Below are 23,050 nucleotides of genomic sequence, written 5' to 3' on the forward strand. Positions count from 1 at the left end.
GTCTATCAGCAGTCAGCATATCCCTCACCACTCTCCCCGATATGGAAATTCAACGGGTCATCTTAAATAACATCGGGCTATTTGAAAAGCTGGAAATTTCCTTGGCGCCTACAGAGCAAAACCCAAGCAAAATTACCGTTTTTGTTGGTAATAACGGGGCTGGTAAAACTGCTATACTAAAAGCATTAGCAACTTCTCTTAGTTGGTTTACTGCTCGTTTACTTACAGAAAAAGGGAGTGGTAACCCTATTTCTGAAGATGCCATATTTAATACTGCTAATGCTGGCAGCATTGAAATCGAAGTCTGGGATTCCTCCAACTCATTAAACAATCCTGATCAAAGCGATATTGACCATTATTTCAGATGGATTCTTGCAAAAAGTAGAAAAGGACGTAAAGCCCAATATAATAGCAACCTTAATGACTGTACGCGCTTGGTCAATCGTTATCGTGATGCCCTCACCCATGATGACAAAACTAGCCTACCTCTAATTGCCTTTTATCCTGTCGAGCGTGTCGTACTCGATATTCCACTAAAAATTAGGACTAAGCATACCTTTTTGCAATTGGACGGTTATGATAACTCCTTAAGTCAGGGCGTTGACTTTCGTCGCTTTTTTGAATGGTTCCGAGAACGGGAAGATACCGAAAATGAATCAGGAATTCCTGAAGACGTTCTAAACCAACTAAGACCACTAGCTGAAACCAATCAAGACTTATGGCAATTGTTAAACGAACGCAATGCCTCAGCTAAAGATCGGCAATTAACAGCAGTTCGCACCGCCATTAGCCGATTTATGCCCCATCTGGATAACCTTAGAGTCCGTCGTAAACCTCGTCTCTACATGGCAGTGGACAAAAATGGTGAAACCCTCAACCTAGCTCAACTTTCACAAGGCGAAAAATCCCTAATGGCTCTTGTGGGTGATATTGCCCGCCGTCTAGCCATGCTGAACCCTGCCTTAGAAAATCCTTTAGCAGGTGATGGTATCGTTTTGATTGATGAAGTCGATTTGCATCTACATCCCTCTTGGCAACGTCGCCTCTGCGAGCGCCTGACCGAAACTTTCCCAAATTGTCAGTTTGTGCTGACAACCCATTCACCTCTAGTGATCAGTGATTGTAAAAATGTTTTGATCTACACTTTAGCTAATGGCGAATTGCGACAGTTACCATCTCAATATGGGCAAGATGCTAATACTGTCTTATTAGATGTCATGAATACCAGCATTCGTAATGAGAAAATTGATACTGAATTGAACGATCTGTTAGATGCCATACAAGATTCAAAGCTAACCGAGGCTCAACAATTGCTGGCAGAATTAAGTGAGGAACTACCTGCCAATCATCTCGAATTGGTCAAAGCAAAACTACTGCTCCGTAAACAAGAATTGCGTCATGGGAACCATTAGACCTCTTGCAAAAGTCTTAAGTCGATCCTTGTACAGCAACATTTTTGAAGATTATCAACTACTAATAAATAATTAACTGAAAGTCCCTCCCATTATTGTTTCTATCGTTTGTTTTCGGATTTATGCAAGAGGTCTATTAGTAAAGGGGCTGAAACTTATGCGAACCATTAGTAAAGGGGCTGAACCTTGTTGTTTAACAGCTTGGAAAAGGAAGAACCCTCATGGGGCATACGATGATTTAGATAAAACAGAAGAAGGGAAAGTCGTTCGGGCAAAGATTCGAGACTATGCTCTTAATGAGCAGTTTTATCTTTGTGCCTATTGCTGCCAGCGAATCGAAAAAATTAATGCTTGCCATAATGAGCATATAGAAGCTCAAAAGCTAAATCCTAAACGTACGCTCGACTTTTCAAATATTGTTGCTAGTTGTAATACCCCTAATCAATGCGGTGATGCACATAAATCTCAACACCTACCCCTAACTCCCCTGATGACAGAATGTGAAACAGAACTGCGATTCAAAATTAGTGGTCGGGTAGAAGGATTGAGCGATCGGGCAGCTGTGACGATTCGAGTTTTAAATTTGGGTGACCATGAAAAAAATAACCGTGCTTTGATCGAAAAACGGAAGCGGTTGTCTAATGTTTTATTATGGGAAAATGGCATAAATCCAGATGACGGCTTAGAGGATGATGAAATATTAAATATATTAATCGATGACCTATCACAACCTCAGCAAGATCAAATGGAACCTTTCACTCCAGTAGTAATTAATATCTTGAGAAGTTGGCTCCAAGCTTAAGAGCAACCCTCTTGATAAATCTGGCTCTTCGTTACTTGTTATGGTTCGATAGGGGGGCATAAATCGACTAAATCCTTATGGCAAGAGATTTAATTGATTAGTTCGCTCTAGCTCGAAAACAATTAACAAAAATCGCCAAATGTCTTTCTCTATAAGAGTTTCATGCCTTATAAACCTGTACGTTGCATAAGACAAACCGAAGAACCATAAATCTGCTCTAAATTAAAACCTAAAACAGACAAATAATACCATTTCTCTAAATGAAAACTACACATCGAATTTAAGTCACCCTTTTTAAGGGGGATTTAGGGGGATTAAATTTCTGTAGTCAGACTTTGGAGAATTGGTATAACAACTCATACTAAATCCGCTGAGTAACGCACAGAAAACGGGTTTCTCCGAGAAACCCGTTTTCTACTCATGCACTCATGCAAAAAGGGGAATAAATAATCAGTTTTTAATACCCAGATTTAGTATTAATTATCGATGATGGAAGAAGTGGTCATCTTTTTTGAGGTTGGGTGTCGGTTATCTCATAATCAAAAAAAGGTGGGCTATAAACCCACCAGAAAAGTAACCAAAAAACCTCAACGATAATTAGGACTTTGGATATCTCTAAGACGCGCTTCGGGGCGTTTAAATCTGTCCATTTGTGCCTCAAAGAATTGACGATTTTTCAGTAAATGTTTGGGATTAGGATCGTCGAGGGGATAGAGTAAAGCAGTGCGTAGAGCTTGAATAACTGCTGAAGTAACATTATACATTGATCGCTGGAAACTAATCCCCAATTGAATCAAAATATCATCTTCCCCCCGGCATTGTTGCTGATAGTAATCGATCAGATATTGGGGTAAAAAATGATACATATCATCCATTAACAAAGTGGGAGGAATTCCCGCAGTACCCACGGGGAAAACATCCGCATAAAGAATGCCATAGTGAAAGTCTTTTTGTTCGTCAGGAACCTGTTTTGCTTGGGCATTATAGGACTTTGTACCCCGGAAGGGAGCAGTACGATAAAAGACCGCTTCCACATAGGGTAAAGCCGCTTCATAAAGCCAAGTAAAAGCCTTTGATTTGGGGATAATTTCGTAGCATTGACCATCAATATAAACATGATGATAAATCGGCCGGCCAGCGATGGCAAAAATACCATTAACGAGGAAATTCATGGCATCGGGAACACCTTTAAACCCGCCTTCATCGTAGATATCAGACATCTCGAAAAATACCGGGGCCATCACTTCCCAGAATAGTCCTAAATTAGAGTAGTAGGACATCATCCGCACCTGTTCCAAAAACATATCGGGGAACAGGTCATAAAGTTTCATCATGACGGGATTTTTCTTGAAATAGGCCTTAATAGCGCGGTCGGCATTTTGGCGATATTCTTCTGAATCGAGATAGGCATCAAATAAACCCCAACCCATATCGCGGCCATGCCATAACATGGCTTGCATACAAGCTTCAGCAAATTCCATATTAACGCGGTCATGCCAAAGATGATGGATTAATCTGGGCATTTTTCGGGTTTTACCTTTATCCATGAATTCTAACAATTCAGGGTGAGCGGAACCCGTACCGCGCCAGATGCGTAAATCGGCATTATCGCCAGCGTAATGATTTTGTAGGTCTAGGTATTCTTGGGGTAGAAAATATTTAAAAAAGGGCAAAGGATCGAGGAAAACTCGTTCGGCAATGTAGAGCAGATCTCGCCAATAAAAATCCATTGGCACGGCATAAGCTTTATAAATGCCGATAATTTGCATCAGGTTTTCGGGAGTATCCGGCAACATGGATCCACCCGCTTCTAAACGATGGATAATGTCGGCGAATTCGTGATTAGAAGGGGGAATTTTGGCTTTGATTAATGTCCCAGTCATAGTTTTAGGTAAAGTAATTAGCAGCGGTTACAATAATTCGGAAACAGCAAGGGATAACTAACTATTACTCAAAAATTTACCCCGATTCAACCAGTTGGTTTTTGAGGACTTTTGCGGAGATTTTTTGAAGACAAAACTAGGTTTTGCTTCCCCCGATAAGCTGGCAACCATCGAGTTAGTGGTGGGTTCAATCCAACGGACTAAATAATTGGGTTGAATACCTAAAAAGACGATTAATACCATTAGGACAAAAGCGGGAATAGTTTCCGATTTCAGGACTTTGGGATAGTAGGCAAGTTTATTATCCAATTTACCAAAACAGGTGCGATTAAGCAGGATAACAAAGTAAACCGCCGTTAAACCAGAAGCAATGATACAGAGAACCGTCTGCACGGGAAAACGGGAGAAACTACCCTGAAAAACGATAAATTCCGCCACAAATCCCACTAATCCCGGGATACCAGCACTGGCCATACCGGCGAGAATTAATAGGGCGCTAACCAGGGGTAAACCGCGAATTGGGTTCATTAAACCGTTTAAAACGTCTAAATCTCTAGTTTCGGCTTTGCGTTCGACGATGCCCACCAGATAGAATAAGAGGGCGAGAATAAGACCGTGGCTAATCATTTGCGCGACGGCACCAAGGACGCTTAAACCCGTGCCGGCGGCGGCTGCTACCAGTATATAGCCCATGTGACCGATCGAACTGTAGGCCACCATGCGTTTAATGTCTTTTTGGGCAATAGCGCTCAATGCCCCGTAAATAACGCTAATAACGCCGACAATTGCCAGTCCGGGGGCGATTAAAGACCAAGTTTCCGGGAATAATTGCAGACCAAAGCGAACTAAGCCATAAGTACCGAGTTTAGCGAGGATACCACCTAATAAAATTGCTGTAGCGGGGGAAGCTTCCGTATAGGCATCCGGTAGCCAAGTATGGAGAGGTACGAGGGGGATTTTGATGCCAAATCCCACTAACAGCAGAGTTAAGAGCAGTAATTGGGTTTTTTGGGAGAAATCGGCGGTCGAGAGGGAGGAATAGTCAAAAGTACCACCGTTGAGGAAACCTATGCCTAAAAATGCCGCTAGGACTAATAACCCAGAGACAGCAGTATAGAGAAGGAATTTAATCGAAGCATAGCCACGTTTTTCGCCTCCCCAGATAGCAATCATCAGATAAAAGGGGATTAATTCTAGTTCATAGAAAACGATGAACAGCAGCAGGTTTTTAGCCATTAATGCCCCAGAAACCCCGGCGTTAATCAGGAGGATTAGGATGTAATAAAGTCGGGGACGCTCTATTTTTTCTTCGCTACTATAGATAGCTATTCCTGTCAAGAAACAGCTTAAAATAATTAACGGTAAGGACAAACCATCGACTCCGAGGTTATAACTTAAACCGATTGGTTTTGCCCATTCGCGGTATTCAGAAAATTGAAAGCCATTACTGGTTAAGTTATATTGGGTCAGCAGATATAAAGACCACAAGAAGACGGCGGCAACAAAAAAGAGGGTAATTTGACGTAATTTTGCTGGGGCAAATTTATCGGGGAAAAGACCGACGATAATTGCTCCAATTATTGGCAACCAAAGCAGGGTACTGAGCATATTGGTATCGATCGAATTTATAATGACTGGGATGAGAAAAGGATTAGCCAACCGACACGATGACTAATCTAGAATTGACTAAATTAAACTCACTTTGCCGGTATCGAGATCGTAGTAGGCTCCAACAATTTTTAATTGTTTTTTATCTACTAAATCACCCATGACTGGGGACTTGCCTAATTTCTCTACTTGATAGACAACATTGGATTTAATGGCTCGCTCAAGTTTGTTAGAACCGGGTTGTTTTTCAGCCCGATCAACTCCCACCTGTAGGCCATCGATTAAACGACCGATTTGTCCGGGGAAACGACCCCCTTCAATGGTGGCTTTTACCGCTCCACAACGAGAATGGCCGAGGACAACAATTACCTTGGCTCCTAACACCAACGTGCCGAATTCGAGGCTACCAATTTCTTCGGAAGTGGCTAAATTTCCCGCTACCCGACAAACAAATAGATCTCCTAATCCTTGATCAAAAACAATTTCTGCCGGCACGCGAGAATCGGCACAGCCCAAAATTGCCGCAAAAGGGGCTTGACTTTCGGCCACTTCTGTGAGTCGAGCTTGATCGCGGTTAGGACTTTTTTGTCTTCGTTCCCAGAAACGTTGATTGCCTTCCATGAGCATAGTTAAGGCCTGGTCTGGGTTCAATCCTTTATTTTGAGCCGTTAGCCATGGCTCAGAATTAACGGCGGTTTGGGCGTTAGTTTTGGACAACTGAGAACCCAAAACAGTGGCGGCTAGACCGGTTCCCAAAAAACCACCCCCATAACGGATTAATTGGCGACGAGAGGTATTGAACATAGGTAATTGTTTCCATTAATCAGGACAAATCCTATTGTCAGGGCCGGGGATGCTAAAGAAAAGCCTAAGTTATCAAATCTTTAACTGAAAACTAGAGAAATTTGTGATAGTAGGGGCCAGCAGATGATAATACCGATCAAAGCCACCCCCAAAATAATCGACAGAAAGTAAAATTGGGTTTGGCCCGAGACGTTATATTTCAAACTCTGACCACCAAAAACCGTGGCTAATCCCACCAGATTAACGATCCCATCCACCAGAAAGGTATCGATCCAGTTAATAATTTGCGAGATTAATCCGACGACAAAAACGATCGTGACTTTATACAATTGGGCGGTATAAAGGTCGTTAGCAAAGAAATCTTGAAGGGCTTTCGGTTGAAAAACGATCGGTTTGGAGATATTTTCATTCAGATAAATATAGGCTGCTGGAATTACGCCCCCAGCAGTGGAAAGTACCAAGAGAAAAGCCACTCCCAGATTTAAGTTACTTGGTAATAAATGCCATTGCGCCAATAAAATCGGCAGATGAAGGGCGAAACCCATGGTCACAGTCATGGGGATAACTAAGGGCCAAAGAGCTTCTGGAGAGCGCAGGGTCATCGGTTTGATTTTACCGCCAAAGAAAACGCAAAATTCTCTAGTGACACTAAAGGCAGTTAAGGCATTGACCAACAATAGCACTAATAACAGTAAACCACTGATTTCTGCGAGGCGATCGCCCATGCGGGCCAATGACCAAAAACCACCAAAGGGAGGCAGTGCGACTAAACTAGCGGCACCGACGAGATAACAAATACCAGAAACGGGACGACGAGACCATAAACCGCCGTATTGGCTTAAATCTTGGCTGATATTATTCCAAATGATGTTACCCACCACCATGACTAACAGGGACATAGCGATCGCATAAGTAAAGAGTAACACTAAAGCTGTTTCCGTTTGTCCGGTGGCCACAGCGATAAAAATCAGTCCCATGTAGGCGCTGACGGAATAGGAAAGGGAGCGCTTGACATCGATCTGGGCGATCGCAATTAAACCGGCACCGATAGCGGTGACAGAGCCAACAATGATCATCACCTGTAAGGTTAAGGGCGATAATTGTAGCACTGGCTCTAATTTGACCAATAACCAAGCGCCAGTGGAAACGACGACGGTATTCCGCAGAATTGTCGCTGGCATCGGTCCTTCCATGGCCTCATCTAGCCATAAATGCAGGGGAAATTGAGCGCATTTACCCATCGGACCGGCAATCAGGGCTAAACAGAGTAAATTAGCCACATTGGGGTTTAAATCGGCTGTAGCCGCCCATTCTGCTAATTCGTCAAAGTTCCAGGTTCCCGCCAGGGGTAAAAGGGCCACCACTCCCATCAAGAGGATTAAATCGCCAATCCGTTTAGTTAGAAAAGCATCCCGCGCCCCCGTTACCACCAGAGATTGATTGAACCAGAAACCAATCAGTAGATAAGTGCCGAGGGTGAGAACTTCTAGCACACAATAGCTGAAAAATAGCGAATTACAGATAACTAGGGCGCACATACCCCCTTCAAAGAGGGCGACGAGAGAATAAAACCTTGCCCAACCCCAATCCATTTCTAGATAGGCGATCGCATATACCTGAGCGGCGAGGTTTAAGCCGGTAATTAGCAGTAACGCCCCGATATTAACGGCAGAAATCTGCACATCTAAAGATATGCTTAAATTTGCGGCATTTAGCCAATTAAATGCTATAGATTGCGGCGGACGACCCCAAACGGCGAGCAAAGCAAAAAGGCTATGCAAAAAAGCCCAGCAGGTCATGATCAAGTTCAGATAACCAGCCGGTCGCGGGCCAGTTTGCCGGATAATACCGGGAGACCAGGGTAGGGCGAGAAGTGCGCCGGCGAAGGCATAAAGAGGTACCAACCAGATGGTCTGGCTGAAGGACTCGAACATATAACCACCTCAAGAAGAAAAATGATCCTGAATTAAAGTTTAAGGTTTAATGGCTCACTAATAAGCTGTCACCATTTTTTAACGGGGCATGAATGGGGATGGTTTGACTAGCTTCCAGCAGGTATTTTAAAAAGGCATCGGCAATCACGGAAAGTTGTTTTCCAGCCAGATAACAAACGTACCAATTGCGCTGAATTGGAAACTGTTCCACGTCGAGGATGGCTAATTCGCCGTTTTCCCCTTCCGAGATGAGAGTGTGCTTAGATAGTACCGATATTCCCAAACCGCCAGAAATAGCCTGTTTAATCGCCTCGTTACTGCCTAATTCCAAGCGCACCCTAACTTTAATATCGTGGAGATTAAATAATTTTTGTACCGCTTGGCGGGTTCCAGATCCCGATTCGCGCATAATAAAAGGTTGCTGGTTGAGGCACTCAAGGGGGAGATTTTTCTGTCCCACCAAAGGATGATCTCGTCGCGCCACCACCACTAGGGGATTTTCCAGAAAAGACTGAGAACAAAGTTCCACTTCTTCCGGCGGTTGACTGAGAATATAGAGGTCATCCTCGTTGTTTAACATTCGCTCTTGCAGTTTCTGATGATTAGTCACTTGCAGGGCGATGTCAATACCGGGATACTGTTGACAGAATGCCCCCAGTAATCGCGGCACAAAGTATTTAGCGGTAGTAATTACGCCTAAAGTCAGTTTTCCCTGTCTAGTTCCCTTAATATCGGCCACTTTCATCTGAAAGTTGTCCAATTTATTAAAAATCTCTTGACAGGTGAACAGTAATTCCTGACCCGCTTCGGTTAAAAATAAACGTTTGCCAATTTGCTCGAATAGCGGTAAACCCACGGCTTTTGTGAGTTGTTTGACTTGGGTTGAGACGGTAGGTTGAGTGATAAATAACTCCTCGGCCGCCTTGGTAAAGCTACTGTGTCGAGCGGTAGCCTCGAAAACCCTTAACTGGTGCAGGGTTGCCTGTATCAAGTTCTTATCCTCTTCTCAATAACAACTATTTGTCACCATCAATCCTAACGCCTTTATAGATTCTAGTCAATTAACTTTTTGATAAATATAGACTCTACTAGATATAACCGCAGCTTAAGACCTTTTGTCAGCCATCAGCTTTTTTCTCCCTCCTCCCCTCTCCCCCTCTCCCCCACTCCCCCATTACCCCATTCTCCCCACTCCCCAATTCATAATTCATAATTCATAATTCATCATTCATAATTATCTTGCTACAATCAGAAAACAACCATCTATTAAAATTAAAAGACAATGGTTAGTTATCTTGATATTGACGACGATCTTCTTTTCCCCGATAGCGATGGTCAACCGATGGCAGATAATACCGAACAATATGAGTGGATTGTTAAAATTAAGGAGAATTTAGAGATTATATTTGCCGATGACCCTAAGGTGTTTATTGCCGGAGATTTACTCTGGTATCCTCTGCGTTCTACTTTGGTTTCACCGGTTGCTCCCGATGTGATGGTAGCCTTTGGCCGTCCCAAAGGACGGAGGGGTTCCTATCGTCAATGGCAGGAAGAAAATATCGCTCCTCAAGTAGTTTTTGAAATTCTATCACCGAAGAATACAAAAGCAGAAATGAGTCGAAAATTAGAGTTTTATGACACCTATGGTGTAGAAGAATACTATTTATATAACCCGATGCGCTGTCGTTTACAAGGATGGCAAAGACAGGGAGAAAATTTAAGAGAAATTATCCCCATCAATGACTGGATAAGTCCCCGCTTAGGTATGCGTTTTATCTGGGATAAATCTAGTTTAGAATTGTATCGTCCCGATGGAGAGAAATTTTTAACAACTGTTGAGTTAGAGTCTCAAATGCGTCAAGAAAAGAAACGCGCCGATAAAGAAAAGAAACGTGCTGATAAAGAACAGAAACGCGCTGATAAAGAACAGAAACGTGCGGATCGACTAGCGGAACGCTTACAGGCGTTAGGATTAAGTTTAGAAGAAGAATAATACCATGCCATTACTTTGCAAAAATGGTATTTAGATCAAGTTTTTTTCATAAGTTATTAGTAAACAGTTATCAGTTTACTGATTACTGATAACTGATAGCTAAAAAAATCTTTAAACTTCTAATAAATTTTCTAGGCGATCGAGAACGATATCGGTGATACACTTAATCCGGTATAAACAGGCTTTAGTATCTGTGGAGTTGAAAGTGCCATTTTCCCAATATTTGTTACTACCGGCCCCCCCCCCACAAACCCCAAAATAATCGCATTTTTGGCGACATAAATCGACTCCACCGCGCATATCAGCGTAAATTTGTTGAAATTTCTCAGTTTCACAGATAGATTCCAGAGAATCGGTCAAAACATTACCAAAGATAAAATCACCGTAGGGTTGGGTTTTAATCGATAGTAATTCCGGATCAAAGGTGGAAAAATTACCTTGATTATCAAAATTGACAATCATAAAAGGTCGATTCATATCAGTATTTTCTAAGCGTTCATCGGCATAAATCAAACTACAGATTGATTCAAATTCCCGCAGCTTAAATTCTCCTTGTTTGGCCGTGACTAACTGCCAAAATCTAGCAATAAACTGGCGATAACGTTGTTCAATACCTAATTTATCTAAGGAAGATTGCGAATGAATCCCCTCGGTTTCTTCCATATTAAAAGCCACATCGGTAAGACCATGATCCCAAAAAAAGTTAAAAATTTCGTCAGGATAATCGAGGGAATCTTCCGTTAAAACAGCGATGACACTCACATCAATTTCATGTTTTTGCAAGAAAGAAATCCCCCGCATGGTAGCAGCATGACTGCCAGTTCCCTTGCGGTTTTGCCGGTGGATATCGTGAATAAAAGCCGGTCCATCAAGACTGACTCCCACATAAACATCATGCTTTTTAAATAATTGACACCAAGCATCGTTAATATAAGTGGCGTTAGTTTGTACTGAATGACGAAAACAGTAACCCTGCTGATTATATTTCTCGCTAACTTCCGCAATTTTAGCAAAGGCACTTTCATAAAAACTGATGGGAACTGCTAAGGGTTCGCCGGCGTGCCAGCAAATGGTAAAATCATCTTGGAGAAAACGACTACTAAAAACCCTCTGAAAAATCGGCTCGATTAAATCTAAGGATAAGGTATTTTTTAAATGGCGATCGGGTAAATAACAGTAATCACAATTGAGATTACAAAAAGAAGTCGGCTGCACGACTACTAAAGTAATTGGACCACAATCCGACCAATCTATATTTCTGTTTTTTTCCATCATTCTATTTTTAATATTCTCACTTAAGTATAATAACTGATTTCGCGAAGTCTATCTTAATTCTACCTATACTATTTCCTATTCCCTCAATAATAAATAATATAATTGACCCGGAGTATTAATTAAACCGGCTCGCTCGCCAGCATTTTTTCCTGTTCCCATAAAAATATCTACCCTGCCGGCACCTTTAATCGCGCTGCCAGTATCTTGATCGAGAACATAGCGACTCACTAATTTTTTATTAAGATTTCCCTGGGGAATTTCTGTCTCAATTACTGCTAAAGCACCGGGGGGAAAAATACTTTTATCTGTAGCGATCGATCTTTCTGGTAAAACTGGAACTCCAATACTACCAGTGGGAGGCGCACCGTGGGTTTCTCGAAAGAAAATAAACCGATTATTGCGGGGGATATAATTCTTTAATTGCTCAGGATTACTTCTGAGAAAATCCAAAACAATTGGTAAGGTTAAACCCTCGGCGGGAAAAATACCATCGGCAATCATTTCTTTTCCCAGACTTGTGTAGGGATGCTCGGTGTTGCCATCAAAACCAATGCTCATAATTTGACCATTAGGTAAACGTAATTTCGCCGAACCTTGCACATGAACTAAATAAGCTTCTAAGCGATCTTTTAACCAGACTAATTCGTATCCCGCTAGACGGCTATTTTCCCCCAGTAAACCATCTTTTCCCTCTAATTCTACCCTAGCTGGATGGGGTTTAGACCAGCGAGAAAAGTTAGCAGGTCGGCGATAGAGAGGATATTTATACTCGGCGTTTTTTTGCCGACTTGCTTGATAAATTGGCTCAAAATAACCAGTAAATTTAACATTTCCCTGGCTATCATTACCCAAAGAACGATACCAAATAAATTCTTTTTTAACTGCCTTTTGTAGAGCTGCGGGAGTGGGATAATTCTGCACTAATTGACGAAAACGTACTAAGGAACGCTGCACTCGCTGACGAGTTATTTCAGGAATAGGATAATTTTGATAGGCGCGGATTGCTGCCGAGCTATTCAGATAACGTAAACTATGATCGATCGCTTGTAGTAGGTTTTTTTTGTCCGTTAGCAGTCGTTCATCGTATCCCGTAGATGTTCCCAATTGTGAGATTTCAAAACGTTCTAGGGGCAAATTTGCGGGGGTGAGGGCAATTAATCCCAAGCTGAGGGGGAGGATTGTCAAAAGGTGTTTCATGGTGACAGGAGTGGGCAGCTATTGACTCGATTAACAATCAAGCAAGAAGGATAAATGAGAAAAGTTATTTCTTGTTTATATACTTAGGATGGTTGTTGACGATAAATCTTAATTTGTTCCAGGCGAGGGCCGACCTTAGAAATGATGGTAAATTCTAAATTTTGGTAATATAGTTGTTCTCCCACCCTCGGTATTTTTTGCCAATGATGGAGGACAAAACCGGCTAGGGTTTGGTATTCATCGGCCAAGGGTAAGCTTAAATTTAATGCTTTGTTCACGTCCTCTAAATTCATTTGTGCTTGTACGAGAAAAGTCGATTCATCGAGGATTTGATATTCTACTGTTCCCGATTGATCCCTAGGGGAAAAAGTTCCCAGAATCTCACCGATTAAATCTTTCAGGGTTAATAAACCAGCTGTTCTGCCAAATTCATCCACAATGATAACCATCTTTAAGGATGATTCCCGCATCACTGTTAGTAATTCATTTAAGGGAGTGGTTTCGGGGAAAAAACGCACAGGTTTCAACCAAGTTTTAATCGGGGTTGTTAAATTTAACTGACCTTCGGCAAGGGGTAAAGCTAAATCTTTAAAATCGATCAGACCACGGATATCATCGCTGGAATCTCCTTCCACAGGATAACAAGAATAGCCGCTGTTAACTACTTGTAGCAATAATTCCTGAAAAGTCGCAGTCGAGGGAATAGCTATTAAACGGTTATGGGGAACCATAATTTCTGAGGCAGTGATTTCGCCAAACTGGAAAACATTATTTAAAATTTTCCTTTCCGCCGCTTCTAATCCCGTTAATTCCCCTTCCATGCTGATAATTAATTGTAATTCCTCGGAAGTTACCCGACTAGAACGATGTAGATCCACTTCGGGGATACGGGTTAAAACCAATAAAAAACGAGTTGATTGGTTGAGAATACCGATAAAAGGCTTAAAAATCCTGGAAATAACGCCAATAGGTGCCGCTAATAATCGCGCCATCGGTTCGGCATAAATTAAAGCTAGGGATTTGGGATAAAGTTCCCCAAAAACTATCTGGAGATAGGCAACGATTAAAAAAGCTAGACAAAGAGAGAACCCATGGGAGAGAAGATTTTGCCAGTTTAAGGAAAAGGGTAAAAAACTTAGTAATTTCTTCACAAAAACGGTCATGGTACTCTCCCCGATCCAACCTAAAGCTAAACTAGAAAGGGTGATGCCTAATTGGGTAGTGGAAAGTAAGCGATCGAGACTTCTTTGTAGAGATTGGACCGTCTGCGCTGGCACATCTCCCGCAGCCACTAGCTGACTGACGCGGGTACGACGGACAGACACAAGCGAAAATTCCGCCGCTACGAAAAAAGCATTGAGGACGATTAGTAAAAAGACTAAAATTAAACGAGTCAATAAATCCTGATTATCCATAGCGAAAAGGCAAAATTCGCCTTTTTTAAAGCCTATCCTTTGGTTTCGTCCTTTGATTGCGGTTTGTTTTTCTGTTGTTGCATATAAACTCTCACTCTTTTAATTACTTCTTCTTCTTTCACGGGGATAAAAGTTTGATTGCGTCCATAACTGGTGCGATCGTTGGTAAACTTTTTAGCGGGGTTGATATCCGGTTGACTGACTCCCTTCAGGGAGGCGATTCCCAATTGATAGGCTACCCAACCGCTACCGAAGCCAGCGGCTACCATGGCTACCATCAAAAGGAGTCCTAACTGCAAGGAGGTACTGATTGCAAATTTTTTCATCTTGGTGGGGCTGGATTTTCACGTTCGGAGTGATTACCGATCTATAATGAGTTAATAGTATAACCCAGGGTTGGCCGAGCGGTTGAGGCAACGAACTCATAATTCGTGCTAGGCAGGTTCAACTCCTGCACCCTGGATAGTTTTAATGGCTTCAAGCGATCAGCTTTGACTGTACTAGAGTAAGTTATAGGTTAATCTTGTTCTTGTTAGTGCAGAATACAATCTTTTTGGGCTGCCGCATACTGATGAGCCTTTCTTTGTCAACTCTTGAGGTTGATGCTTTTCATTTTTGAATTGGCGGAGTTTTTGGGGGACACTCAAAATTCGATGTGACTTTAGCCGAATTGCTGCGCCAGAAAGCCAAGTTTTAGACGGTTAAAATGGGGTGAGATTGACTCACCCTATCAACTTTTATTTATGCCGTGGGAATAAAGCTAAAATACTTGAGTTTGCTTCCCTTTTCTTGAGAAGACGCATTGATCAGCGTTGTATAAAGAATTAATTAGGGTTGATCAAGCTTTTGGCTGGTGATTTGGCTAATATATACCCGTTGGCTGATCTTTACTCCTGATCTGGGGATTGTCCGAAAAGATGCTCTACGATTCGCTTAACTTCTGTACGGATGCCGGTGACTTCGTTGCGGAAAAACTGTTGATCGCTCTCAGCTTGAGTGATAAATTGATTTAAGCACTCGTTGGTTCGTTCAAGACTCCCTGCTATTGTCCTAACTTCACGGGTTAGCTGTGCTATATCTTCTCGATTCTGTTGCGTGAGGACAACGGTAGCCTGTAGTATGCTCTCGATCCGTTCTAATCTTTCATCCGTCATCGGTTACAATCCCTTTAGCGCTTTTTATCTGTCCCTTGCCAATAGTAGTCGTTAAGGGACTATTTTAATTATCGGGGATCAATCACGGAACATGAGGATTATTATGTCTCACGGTCGAGAAACTGTTAGTAACTCAAGGTCAAAATTCTTGCCAGAAGAAGAACATAAGCGATTGCAAAATTAGCCCTATTCCCATAATAACAGAAAAGGTTTGAGTTTGAGTTTGAGTTTAGTTTTATCTAGAAAATTTTGTCATGAAAAATCTTCAACAAACTATTAGATTTACTTTATTATATTTACTTCTTACTGCCAGAGTTCTTGCCGCACCACCTCCCACTCGTATTAATTATTGTTCTAACACTTTTATCCAAGAAATAACCACCGGATTTGATGACGAAGCTGATGCAGAAGCAGTTGTGGTTCTAACCAACGGAGTTGTTCTGTTTTTCTATGTGAAAATTGATGAAGTTCCAGCTTTAAAAACAGCTTTACCCGGCGATAAAGTAAAACTCTGTTTAACTCAAGTGCCAGATGATTGTCCACCGGGTGATGAACGAGGTAAAATTTATAGTGTGTTAAACTATAGAACTCAACAGTATTTTAAAGCGATGAATTCTTGGCATTACTGTGGGGGTGCTTAATGTTAGTAAGCTTATTTTTTGAAGCCATATTTAGTATTAGCCATCTCAAACAAACTAAAGTCTATCAAGAAGCAATAAAAGAAGGTAGAGAAGAAGGTCAACAACGGGGAAAAATACCAGCACAATTAGATTATATTACCCTCGCTACTGCCTTAGACTTAGACAACGTTTTTGCAATCAGTTAAGTTAATCGTTTTTCAATCATTCCCTAGGAAAAAATTAATCTATCCCTGAGTCGTAAATAACGATTAATTATTAATACTTTAACCAAAACGACCGCTAACATAATCTCTAGTGGACTCTTGAGCGGGATTTTGAAAGATAACCTCGGTGCGATCATATTCCACTAAATAACCCACTTTACCACCTTTTGGGGTCGGTTCAGCATTATAAAAAGCCGTTAAATCAGAAACCCGCGACGCTTGTTGCATATTGTGGGTGACAATAACTATAGTATATTGGGTTTTCAATTCGTGAATTAATTCCTCAATTTTTAGGGTAGAAATTGGATCGAGTGCCGCACAGGGTTCATCCATTAAAACAACTTCCGGTTTAACCGCAATAGCGCGAGCAATACATAACCTTTGTTGTTGTCCCCCCGATAAAGCTAAACCACTTTCCTTGAGTTTATCTTTAACATCATCCCAGAGAACGGCTTTTTTTAAAGATTCTTCCACTAATTGATCCATATCGCCGATGTAACCATTTAATCGCGCCCCAAAAGCGATATTTTCATAGATAGATTTAGGGAAAGGATTCGGTTTCTGAAAAACCATACCGATGCGACTGCGTAACCCGATAGGATTAACGGAATTACCATAAATATCTTGACCGCGAAAGGTAACTTTTCCTTCAATTTTGGCACTTTTAACCAGATCATTCATGCGATTAAAACAGCGCAAAACCGTACTTTTTCCGCAGCCAGAGGGACCAATAAAAGCGATCGCTTTTTTCTCAGGAATATCAAGGTTAACATCACGAACAGCGAGATTAGAACCATAGTAAACGTTTAAGTTTTTGGTTCTCAAAACCGCATCGGTAACAACATCTTTACTATACATAATTTTCAAAGGAATAGGTGTTGGGGAAAAGGGAAAAGGGAAAAGGGAGAGGGAAGAAAAAAGCTGATAACTGATAACTGATAACTGGATTTAGCCAAAACGTCCACTAACATAATCTTTAGTTGCTTGTTCTTGAGGATCACTGAAGATTTTGTCCGTATGATCAAACTCGACTAGATAACCAATTTTGCCACCTTTATCGGTGGCTTCAGCGTTATAAAAAGCCGTTAAATCTGCTACTCTGGTGGCTTGTTGCATATTGTGAGTAACAATAATAATTGTATAACGTTCTTTTAACTCGTGCATTAATTCCTCAACTTTTAAAGTTGAAATTGGATCCAGTGCCGAACAGGGTTCATCCATTAATAATACTTCTGGTTGAGCGGCAATAGCGCGAGCAATACATAATCTTTGTTGTTGTCCCCCAGATAGGGAAAAACCGCTTTCTTTCAGTTTATCTTTTACTTCTTCCCAGAGAGCTGCTCGACGCAAGGAAGTTTCTACTAATTCATCTAAATCACCTTTATAACCATTTAATCGCGCTCCGTAAACCACATTATCATAAATGGATTTGGGAAAAGGATTAGGGCGCTGGAACACCATACCGATGTATTTTCTTACTTCGACCGGATCTACCTCTTGAGAGTAAATATCTTGGTTATGATAAAAAACTTTGCCGTCAATACGAAAACCGTGAATTAAATCATTGAGACGATTAAAACACCTGAGAATGGTACTTTTTCCACAGCCAGAGGGTCCGATAAAAGCGGTGACTCTATTTTTGGGAATATCGATCGAAACGTCCCGCACTGCTCGATAATTACCATAGTAAATATTAGCCTTATCCACCTTTAAAACGGTTGCGGTTGATTGGGTAGTGCGATTAGTTAGCATAAATTATTTACCTTGAATTTGGATAATTGAGGAATTGCAAAGATAGATAGATTTTTACTTAAATATCCCTTTTTGCTTTTCACTTTTTCCCTGACTTAATAGGTTTTCTGGCGCGTGGCTAAACGGGATAAAATGTTAGTTACCAACACCAAAAGCACGAGAATTAAAGCACCTGCCCAAGCTAATTGCTGTTGAGGGGCAAAAGGGGCAGTAGCAAAGTTGAAAACTAGGACCGAAAGGGTGGCAATCGGTTCAAAGACACCCCGAGGCCAAAAGTTAGAGAATAATGCCGTAAAAATTAAAGAGGCCGTTTCTCCAGCAGCCCTAGCAATTGCTAAAGTCACACCGGTTAAAATAGCGGGAACAGCAGCAGGAAGGACGATTTTTAGGACGGTTTGGTAGTTATAGGCCCCTAAACCCATGGCTGCCCAGCGGATGTCTTGGGGAACGATTTTTAAAGCCTCATCGGTGGTTCTAATAATAGTCGGTAACATTAACACCGCTAAACCGATCGAACCGGCCAGGGCAGAAAAGCCTAAAAGGGCTGTTCCTTCGCCAAATAAGGGGGCAACTAGCAAACCGTAGGCGAAAACCCCGACAATAATCGAAGGGACACCCGCTAAAACGTTGGTAGCAAAGCGCACACCCTGGGCAAGTTTGTTATCACCGCTAAATTCCGAGAGATAAACCGCCGCTAAAACGCCGATGGGAACTGCGATCGCTGTGGCGAGGGCGACGACGATAATTGTCCCTAAAATGGCGTTAGCGATGCCTCCTCCTCCTAACCCCGGCGGTGGCGGTAATTTGGTAAAGAGATTGGCGTTTAAACGGCCCACCCCTTGCACAAAAACGAAGCCTAGGACGGCAAAGAGGGGAATCACGGTGACGGCTAAACATAAAGCCGAGAGAACGGTCATAATTGTCCCCAATAGCGATCGAGGACTACTCGGTTTCTTTTTGAGATTATTGCCTAAATTCGCACTATCCATATCAGTTATCAGTGAACAGTAATCAGTTATCAGTGAACAGTAAACAGTAATCAGTAAACAGTGATTAGTAAACAGTAAACAGTGAAAAGTGAAAAGACAGCAGTAAACTGCCATTTGATGATGATCACTTAATACATACTGCTCACTTAAAACTCAAAACTGATAACTGATAACTGATAACTGATAACTGATGTCTTAATACTTAGCTTTGACGCGATTAACGATTAATTCTGCGAATATATTGACTACTAGGGTCAAAACCAAGAGAACAAAACCCGCATACATGAGTGCCGATACTTGCATTCCCGATGCTTCGGCGAATTGGTTAGCCAATAAGGAAGCGATCGTGTTAGCAGGAGCGAGAATAGAGGCACTAATGCGGTTAGAATTGCCGATAATCATCGTTACTGCCATGGTTTCCCCTAAAGCGCGCCCTAAAGCTAACATAATCCCCCCGACAATCCCAGAAAAAGCGGCAGGAATTAATACCCGAAAAATCGTTTCCCAACGGGTGGCCCCCAAACCGAGGGAAGCTTGCCTTAGATCCGGCGGTAAAGCGGCCAAAGAGTCGCGAGAGATAGCGATAATAATCGGCAGGATCATAATTGCTAAAATAACCCCCGCCGGTAACATTCCAGGACCCCCTAAAGGAGTACTAAACAGAGGAATCCAACTAAAATTAGCATTTAACCAGTTACCAAGGGGTCTGAGGATAGGAATCAATACAAATATACCCCATAATCCGTAAACAACACTGGGAATAGCGGCCAAAAGTTGTACGAGAAAAACCAAAATTGTCCGCGCATTTAAGGGAATAAAATCTTCGCTTAAAAAAATGGCTGAACCGATACCGAGGGGAACGGCAATCAGGAGGGCAATCAGAGAACTAACGAGAGTTCCGTAGATAACGGGCAGAACTCCGAATTCTTCGCGACCGCGCACGGGATTCCAAGCACTACTGGTCAAAAATCCCAGACCAAAGGTTTGAATCGCCGGTAAAGCCCGAATAAAAATAACTAGGGCAATTAGGAGCAAAATCAGCCCAATAGCGATGGCAAAGGCGGTGGTTAATCCAACAAAGCCTTTATCGAGGATTTTTTCCGATTCTGGACGTTCTTTAAAATTTGAGTCGGGTGAAACTGTGGGCGCACTCATGATTAGGGTTTAAATCCAGCTAGTTTGAGGTAGCTAAGGGAGAAATTGACCTCTCTCCACTATTATTGTAACTTTGAATACATTTTTTCGGCGACTAATCCACCTTGATCGTGTAATCGGGATAGATGACATCGGCAGCGGCGGCTACTCGTTCCCGAACGTTTTTCGGTAGGGGAATATAACCAAGGGCGGCGGACTGTTCCTGTCCCTGATTGAGTCCAAATTCGATCATCGCCTCCATAGCTAAAGCTTTTTGGGGATCGTTGTATTTTTTATAAACTAACATCCAGGTATAGGTGACAATGGGGTAGGAATTTTCCCCCGGGGGATCAACGATAAAAGCGCGTAAATTTTCAGGCAGTTCAACGTTAGCGAGGGTAGCAGCGGCGTTGGTTTCATCGGGAATGACAAATTTACCCGCCTGGTTTTGTAGGGCGGCCATAGGCAGGTTATTATTTTTAGCGAAACCGTACTCAATATAGCCAATCGAGCCTTGATTTTGTTGAATTAGGGCAGTTACACCTTCATTTCCTCTACCGCCGAGAAATTTACCTTTTTTGGTCGGCCATTGTACGGCTTTTCCTTCACCGATACTTTTTTTCCATTCGGGACTAACGGCGCTTAAAAACTTGGTAAAAACTCCCGTTGTTCCGCTACCGTCTGCCCGGTGAACTACGGTAATTTCTTCATCGGGTAGTTTTAAATCGGGGTTATCGGCGGCAATTTTGGTATCGTTCCAACGGGTAATCGTGCCTAAAAAGATGCCTACATAGGCTTCCCTACTTAGTTTCAGCCCTTCTACTCCGGGCAAATTATAAGCCATAACGATGCTTCCCGCCGTCATCGGTAGCAGTAAAACCCCGCGGCTAACTCTGGCCATATCCTCGTCACTCATGGCCACATCGGAAGCGCCAAAATCGATCGTACCTTGAATAAATTGTTCTACTCCTGCCCCGCTACCGGTAGATTGATAGTTAATTAGCAGTTTGGAAAATAGCTGATTAATGGTGACAAACCAGTTTTGATATAGGGGTGCAGGAAAAGAAGCACCCGCACCATTGAGGGCGACCTCTCCTTGCAGAGGAACCTGGGCGATTCTATTGCTTCCCTCTCCGCTGGTTCCCGCCGTATCGCCGCCACCACAAGCGGTTAAAGTCGCTGTTAAAGTCGCTAGGGATAAGGCTGTTAGTAAATTGGTCCTGTTTCTGCTGGGCATAGGATTAATTTTGATCCGTAAACTGCCTTAAATTTTACGCTAAAAGTTACCACTGCTTGGTAAAGAATAGGTTAAGAAGTGAATAAAAAAACATAATCTATTGTCAAGAAAAATTTTCTCGATAACTAGACAAAAATCTCAACTTCTTTTACTATCTATTTTGACTGAACATTAGTTTTAAGTCGCGGGTAAAGCCGCTAACTTTTCCTGTCTAAATAGGGGTTTTTTCTTTCCCTACCATTATAGTGACGTAAAAACAACAAAGAAAAGATTAAGGTTTTTATCCATCATCCCCCAGCTTTTTTCTTCCCACTTCCCCACTGATAACTGAAAAGTCTCCCCAATATCCGTTTTTACTTTCTCCTTTTGACACCTATGCTAGAAATTTTTACTCAGCTATCTCGTCCCACCAAAGTAGTGGCAATTGTCCTGGGTACTGCCCTCATTTTACCCGCTTGTGCCAATATTTCCACTCAAGACCTAAAACCAATTAAAATCGATGGTTCGAGTACCGTAGCACCAATTACCGATAAAGTTCTCGAAGATTTTAAAGCCAATACCCCTAACAAAGCTTTGGCTGATGTTAAAATTGACGCTAATATTTCAGGAACTGGCGGCGGTTTTAGAAAATTTTGTGCGGGAGAAACCGATATTAATAATGCTTCTCGTCCGATTTCTCTGGAAGAATTAAAAGAATGTGATACTAATAAGGTAAGATTTATCGAACTACCGATCGCTTTTGATGCTTTAACCGTGGTAGTTAATCCCCAAAATAACTGGGTTGATGATATTTCCACCACAGAATTAAGAACTATTTGGGAACCAGCAGCCGAGAATAAAATCAAACGTTGGAATCAAATTAATCCCGCTTGGCCCGACCAACCGATTACCCTTCACGGACCAGGTAAAGACTCCGGAACCTACGATTTTTTTAGTGAGGTAATTAACGGCAAAGATGCCAGTCGTGGGGATTTTAACTTTAGTGAAGATGATGAAGCTTTAGTTAATGCCGTCAGTCAAGATGCCAACGCATTAGGCTATTTTGGCCATGCTTACTATGAACAAAATCGGGATAAATTAAAAGCTTTAAAAGTTAACGGTATTGAACCAACTCGCGGCAATGTCGAGGATAGTAAATATCAGCCTTTATCTCGTCCTTTGTTTATTTATGTTAATGCCCAAAAAGCCCAAGAGAATCCCGCTTTAGAGAAATTTGTCGAACATTATCTCGATCGAGTTCCCAATTTATTAGATAGTATTGGTTATATTCCCCTACCCGATGAGGCCTATCATTTGGCACGGGTACAGTTGCAAAAATTTGAGGTAGGAACGGTTTTTAATGGCCGACCTCAACCCAATTTAACCATCGGGGAATTACTTCGCAAACAAGCTCAATTTGAAGCGAAGTAGGGTTGGCTGAATAAATCTAAAAACCTTGTTTGGTAAGACTTTTAGACTTTTTGTCAATCAAAAAGTACCGGCTCTGGGAGTGAGCGGGGGGAGAACTCAGGGACTTTTTCCCTGAAAATTAGGTAATTGACCCCCTCAAAATGGGTAAAACCCTACACCCTACACCCTACACCCTACACCCTGCCCCCAGGAAAAACTTTTTCAGCA

The 23,050-nt window shown here is 42.0% G+C and carries 21 protein-coding genes and 1 tRNA gene; 7 read left to right on the plus strand and 15 right to left on the minus strand.

The window, feature by feature from the left end:
- The first annotated feature begins 41 nt into the window (after window positions 1–41).
- Window positions 42–1,412 (plus strand): AAA family ATPase, encoded by a 1,371-nt coding sequence (locus IM462_RS00870; RefSeq protein WP_287700537.1) that lies wholly within the window; start codon window positions 42–44, stop codon window positions 1,410–1,412.
- A 157-nt stretch (window positions 1,413–1,569) separates the two neighbouring features.
- The gene (locus IM462_RS00875; RefSeq protein ID WP_287700535.1) at window positions 1,570–2,214 is read left to right on the plus strand and encodes an HNH endonuclease family protein; all 645 of its coding nucleotides are present in this window, start codon (window positions 1,570–1,572) and stop codon (window positions 2,212–2,214) included.
- Window positions 2,215–2,801: 587 nt separating this feature from the next.
- Here the strand turns inward: IM462_RS00875 and IM462_RS00880 are convergent.
- The 5 genes from IM462_RS00880 to IM462_RS00900 form a co-directional block, all read right to left on the minus strand.
- A complete protein-coding gene (locus IM462_RS00880; RefSeq protein ID WP_287700533.1) occupies window positions 2,802–4,097 on the minus strand; it encodes a CO2 hydration protein in 1,296 nt (431 codons plus the stop codon).
- A gap of 57 nt (window positions 4,098–4,154) precedes the next feature.
- Window positions 4,155–5,705, minus strand: a complete 1,551-nt coding sequence (locus tag IM462_RS00885; RefSeq protein WP_287700531.1) for an NADH-quinone oxidoreductase subunit M — start codon at window positions 5,703–5,705, stop codon at window positions 4,155–4,157.
- Between the two features lie 78 nt (window positions 5,706–5,783).
- Window positions 5,784–6,509 carry a carbonic anhydrase gene (locus tag IM462_RS00890; protein ID WP_287700529.1) on the minus strand — a complete coding sequence of 242 codons (726 nt, stop codon included), beginning with the start codon at window positions 6,507–6,509 and terminating at the stop codon, window positions 5,784–5,786.
- A gap of 80 nt (window positions 6,510–6,589) precedes the next feature.
- The gene (locus tag IM462_RS00895; protein ID WP_287700527.1) at window positions 6,590–8,443 is read right to left on the minus strand and encodes an NAD(P)H-quinone oxidoreductase subunit F; all 1,854 of its coding nucleotides are present in this window, start codon (window positions 8,441–8,443) and stop codon (window positions 6,590–6,592) included.
- Window positions 8,444–8,489: 46 nt separating this feature from the next.
- Entirely contained in the window at window positions 8,490–9,434 is a 945-nt protein-coding gene (locus IM462_RS00900) for a LysR family transcriptional regulator (protein ID WP_287700525.1), read from the minus strand.
- 291 nt (window positions 9,435–9,725) lie between these two features.
- Here IM462_RS00900 and IM462_RS00905 point away from each other — a divergent pair, with 291 nt between their 5' ends.
- Window positions 9,726–10,436, plus strand: coding sequence for a Uma2 family endonuclease (locus IM462_RS00905; protein ID WP_287700524.1), 711 nt, complete (start codon window positions 9,726–9,728; stop codon window positions 10,434–10,436).
- Window positions 10,437–10,547: 111 nt separating this feature from the next.
- On the opposite strand, the gene grrM is transcribed toward IM462_RS00905, so the two are convergent.
- The 4 genes from grrM to IM462_RS00925 all read right to left on the minus strand — a co-directional run bounded on the left by grrM (window position 10,548) and on the right by IM462_RS00925 (window position 14,649).
- Complete coding sequence (gene grrM, locus IM462_RS00910; RefSeq protein ID WP_287700605.1) at window positions 10,548–11,708, minus strand: cyclophane-forming radical SAM/SPASM peptide maturase GrrM/OscB; 1,161 nt, start codon at window positions 11,706–11,708, stop codon at window positions 10,548–10,550.
- 78 nt (window positions 11,709–11,786) lie between these two features.
- The gene (mltA, locus tag IM462_RS00915; RefSeq protein ID WP_287700522.1) at window positions 11,787–12,908 is read right to left on the minus strand and encodes a murein transglycosylase A; all 1,122 of its coding nucleotides are present in this window, start codon (window positions 12,906–12,908) and stop codon (window positions 11,787–11,789) included.
- An 83-nt stretch (window positions 12,909–12,991) separates the two neighbouring features.
- Window positions 12,992–14,323 (minus strand): hemolysin family protein, encoded by a 1,332-nt coding sequence (locus IM462_RS00920; protein WP_287700520.1) that lies wholly within the window; start codon window positions 14,321–14,323, stop codon window positions 12,992–12,994.
- Window positions 14,324–14,355: 32 nt separating this feature from the next.
- Window positions 14,356–14,649 carry a hypothetical protein gene (locus IM462_RS00925; RefSeq protein ID WP_045361837.1) on the minus strand — a complete coding sequence of 98 codons (294 nt, stop codon included), beginning with the start codon at window positions 14,647–14,649 and terminating at the stop codon, window positions 14,356–14,358.
- Between the two features lie 64 nt (window positions 14,650–14,713).
- Between IM462_RS00925 and IM462_RS00930 the strand changes: the two genes are divergently transcribed.
- Window positions 14,714–14,786: transfer RNA gene (locus IM462_RS00930), tRNA-Ile, on the plus strand.
- Between the two features lie 424 nt (window positions 14,787–15,210).
- Here IM462_RS00930 and IM462_RS00935 read toward each other — a convergent pair.
- Entirely contained in the window at window positions 15,211–15,477 is a 267-nt protein-coding gene (locus IM462_RS00935) for a hypothetical protein (protein WP_287700518.1), read from the minus strand.
- Between the two features lie 254 nt (window positions 15,478–15,731).
- On the opposite strand from IM462_RS00935, the gene IM462_RS00940 reads away from it, so the two are divergent.
- On the plus strand, window positions 15,732–16,118 hold the full coding sequence (locus IM462_RS00940; protein WP_287700516.1) for a hypothetical protein: 387 nt from the start codon (window positions 15,732–15,734) through the stop codon (window positions 16,116–16,118).
- On the plus strand, window positions 16,118–16,303 hold the full coding sequence (locus IM462_RS00945; RefSeq protein ID WP_287700514.1) for a hypothetical protein: 186 nt from the start codon (window positions 16,118–16,120) through the stop codon (window positions 16,301–16,303). Before IM462_RS00940 ends, IM462_RS00945 begins: the two co-directional genes overlap by 1 nt.
- A gap of 78 nt (window positions 16,304–16,381) precedes the next feature.
- On the opposite strand, the gene pstB (IM462_RS00950) is transcribed toward IM462_RS00945, so the two are convergent.
- The 5 genes from pstB (IM462_RS00950) to pstS all read right to left on the minus strand — a co-directional run bounded on the left by pstB (IM462_RS00950) (window position 16,382) and on the right by pstS (window position 21,433).
- Window positions 16,382–17,179 (minus strand): phosphate ABC transporter ATP-binding protein PstB, encoded by a 798-nt coding sequence (pstB, locus tag IM462_RS00950; protein WP_149976845.1) that lies wholly within the window; start codon window positions 17,177–17,179, stop codon window positions 16,382–16,384.
- A 90-nt stretch (window positions 17,180–17,269) separates the two neighbouring features.
- Window positions 17,270–18,073, minus strand: a complete 804-nt coding sequence (gene pstB, locus IM462_RS00955; protein WP_287700510.1) for a phosphate ABC transporter ATP-binding protein PstB — start codon at window positions 18,071–18,073, stop codon at window positions 17,270–17,272.
- Between the two features lie 95 nt (window positions 18,074–18,168).
- The gene (gene pstA, locus IM462_RS00960; protein WP_002749314.1) at window positions 18,169–19,062 is read right to left on the minus strand and encodes a phosphate ABC transporter permease PstA; all 894 of its coding nucleotides are present in this window, start codon (window positions 19,060–19,062) and stop codon (window positions 18,169–18,171) included.
- Between the two features lie 195 nt (window positions 19,063–19,257).
- Window positions 19,258–20,217 (minus strand): phosphate ABC transporter permease subunit PstC, encoded by a 960-nt coding sequence (gene pstC / locus IM462_RS00965; protein WP_045359649.1) that lies wholly within the window; start codon window positions 20,215–20,217, stop codon window positions 19,258–19,260.
- A gap of 94 nt (window positions 20,218–20,311) precedes the next feature.
- Entirely contained in the window at window positions 20,312–21,433 is a 1,122-nt protein-coding gene (pstS, locus tag IM462_RS00970; protein WP_287700506.1) for a phosphate ABC transporter substrate-binding protein PstS, read from the minus strand.
- A 375-nt stretch (window positions 21,434–21,808) separates the two neighbouring features.
- Between pstS and IM462_RS00975 the strand changes: the two genes are divergently transcribed.
- Window positions 21,809–22,843 carry a PstS family phosphate ABC transporter substrate-binding protein gene (locus IM462_RS00975; RefSeq protein ID WP_287700504.1) on the plus strand — a complete coding sequence of 345 codons (1,035 nt, stop codon included), beginning with the start codon at window positions 21,809–21,811 and terminating at the stop codon, window positions 22,841–22,843.
- Window positions 22,844–23,050: the final 207 nt, after the last annotated feature.

This window comes from Microcystis sp. M144S2, assembly GCF_020246065.1.
Classification (GTDB): domain Bacteria; phylum Cyanobacteriota; class Cyanobacteriia; order Cyanobacteriales; family Microcystaceae; genus Microcystis; species Microcystis ichthyoblabe_A.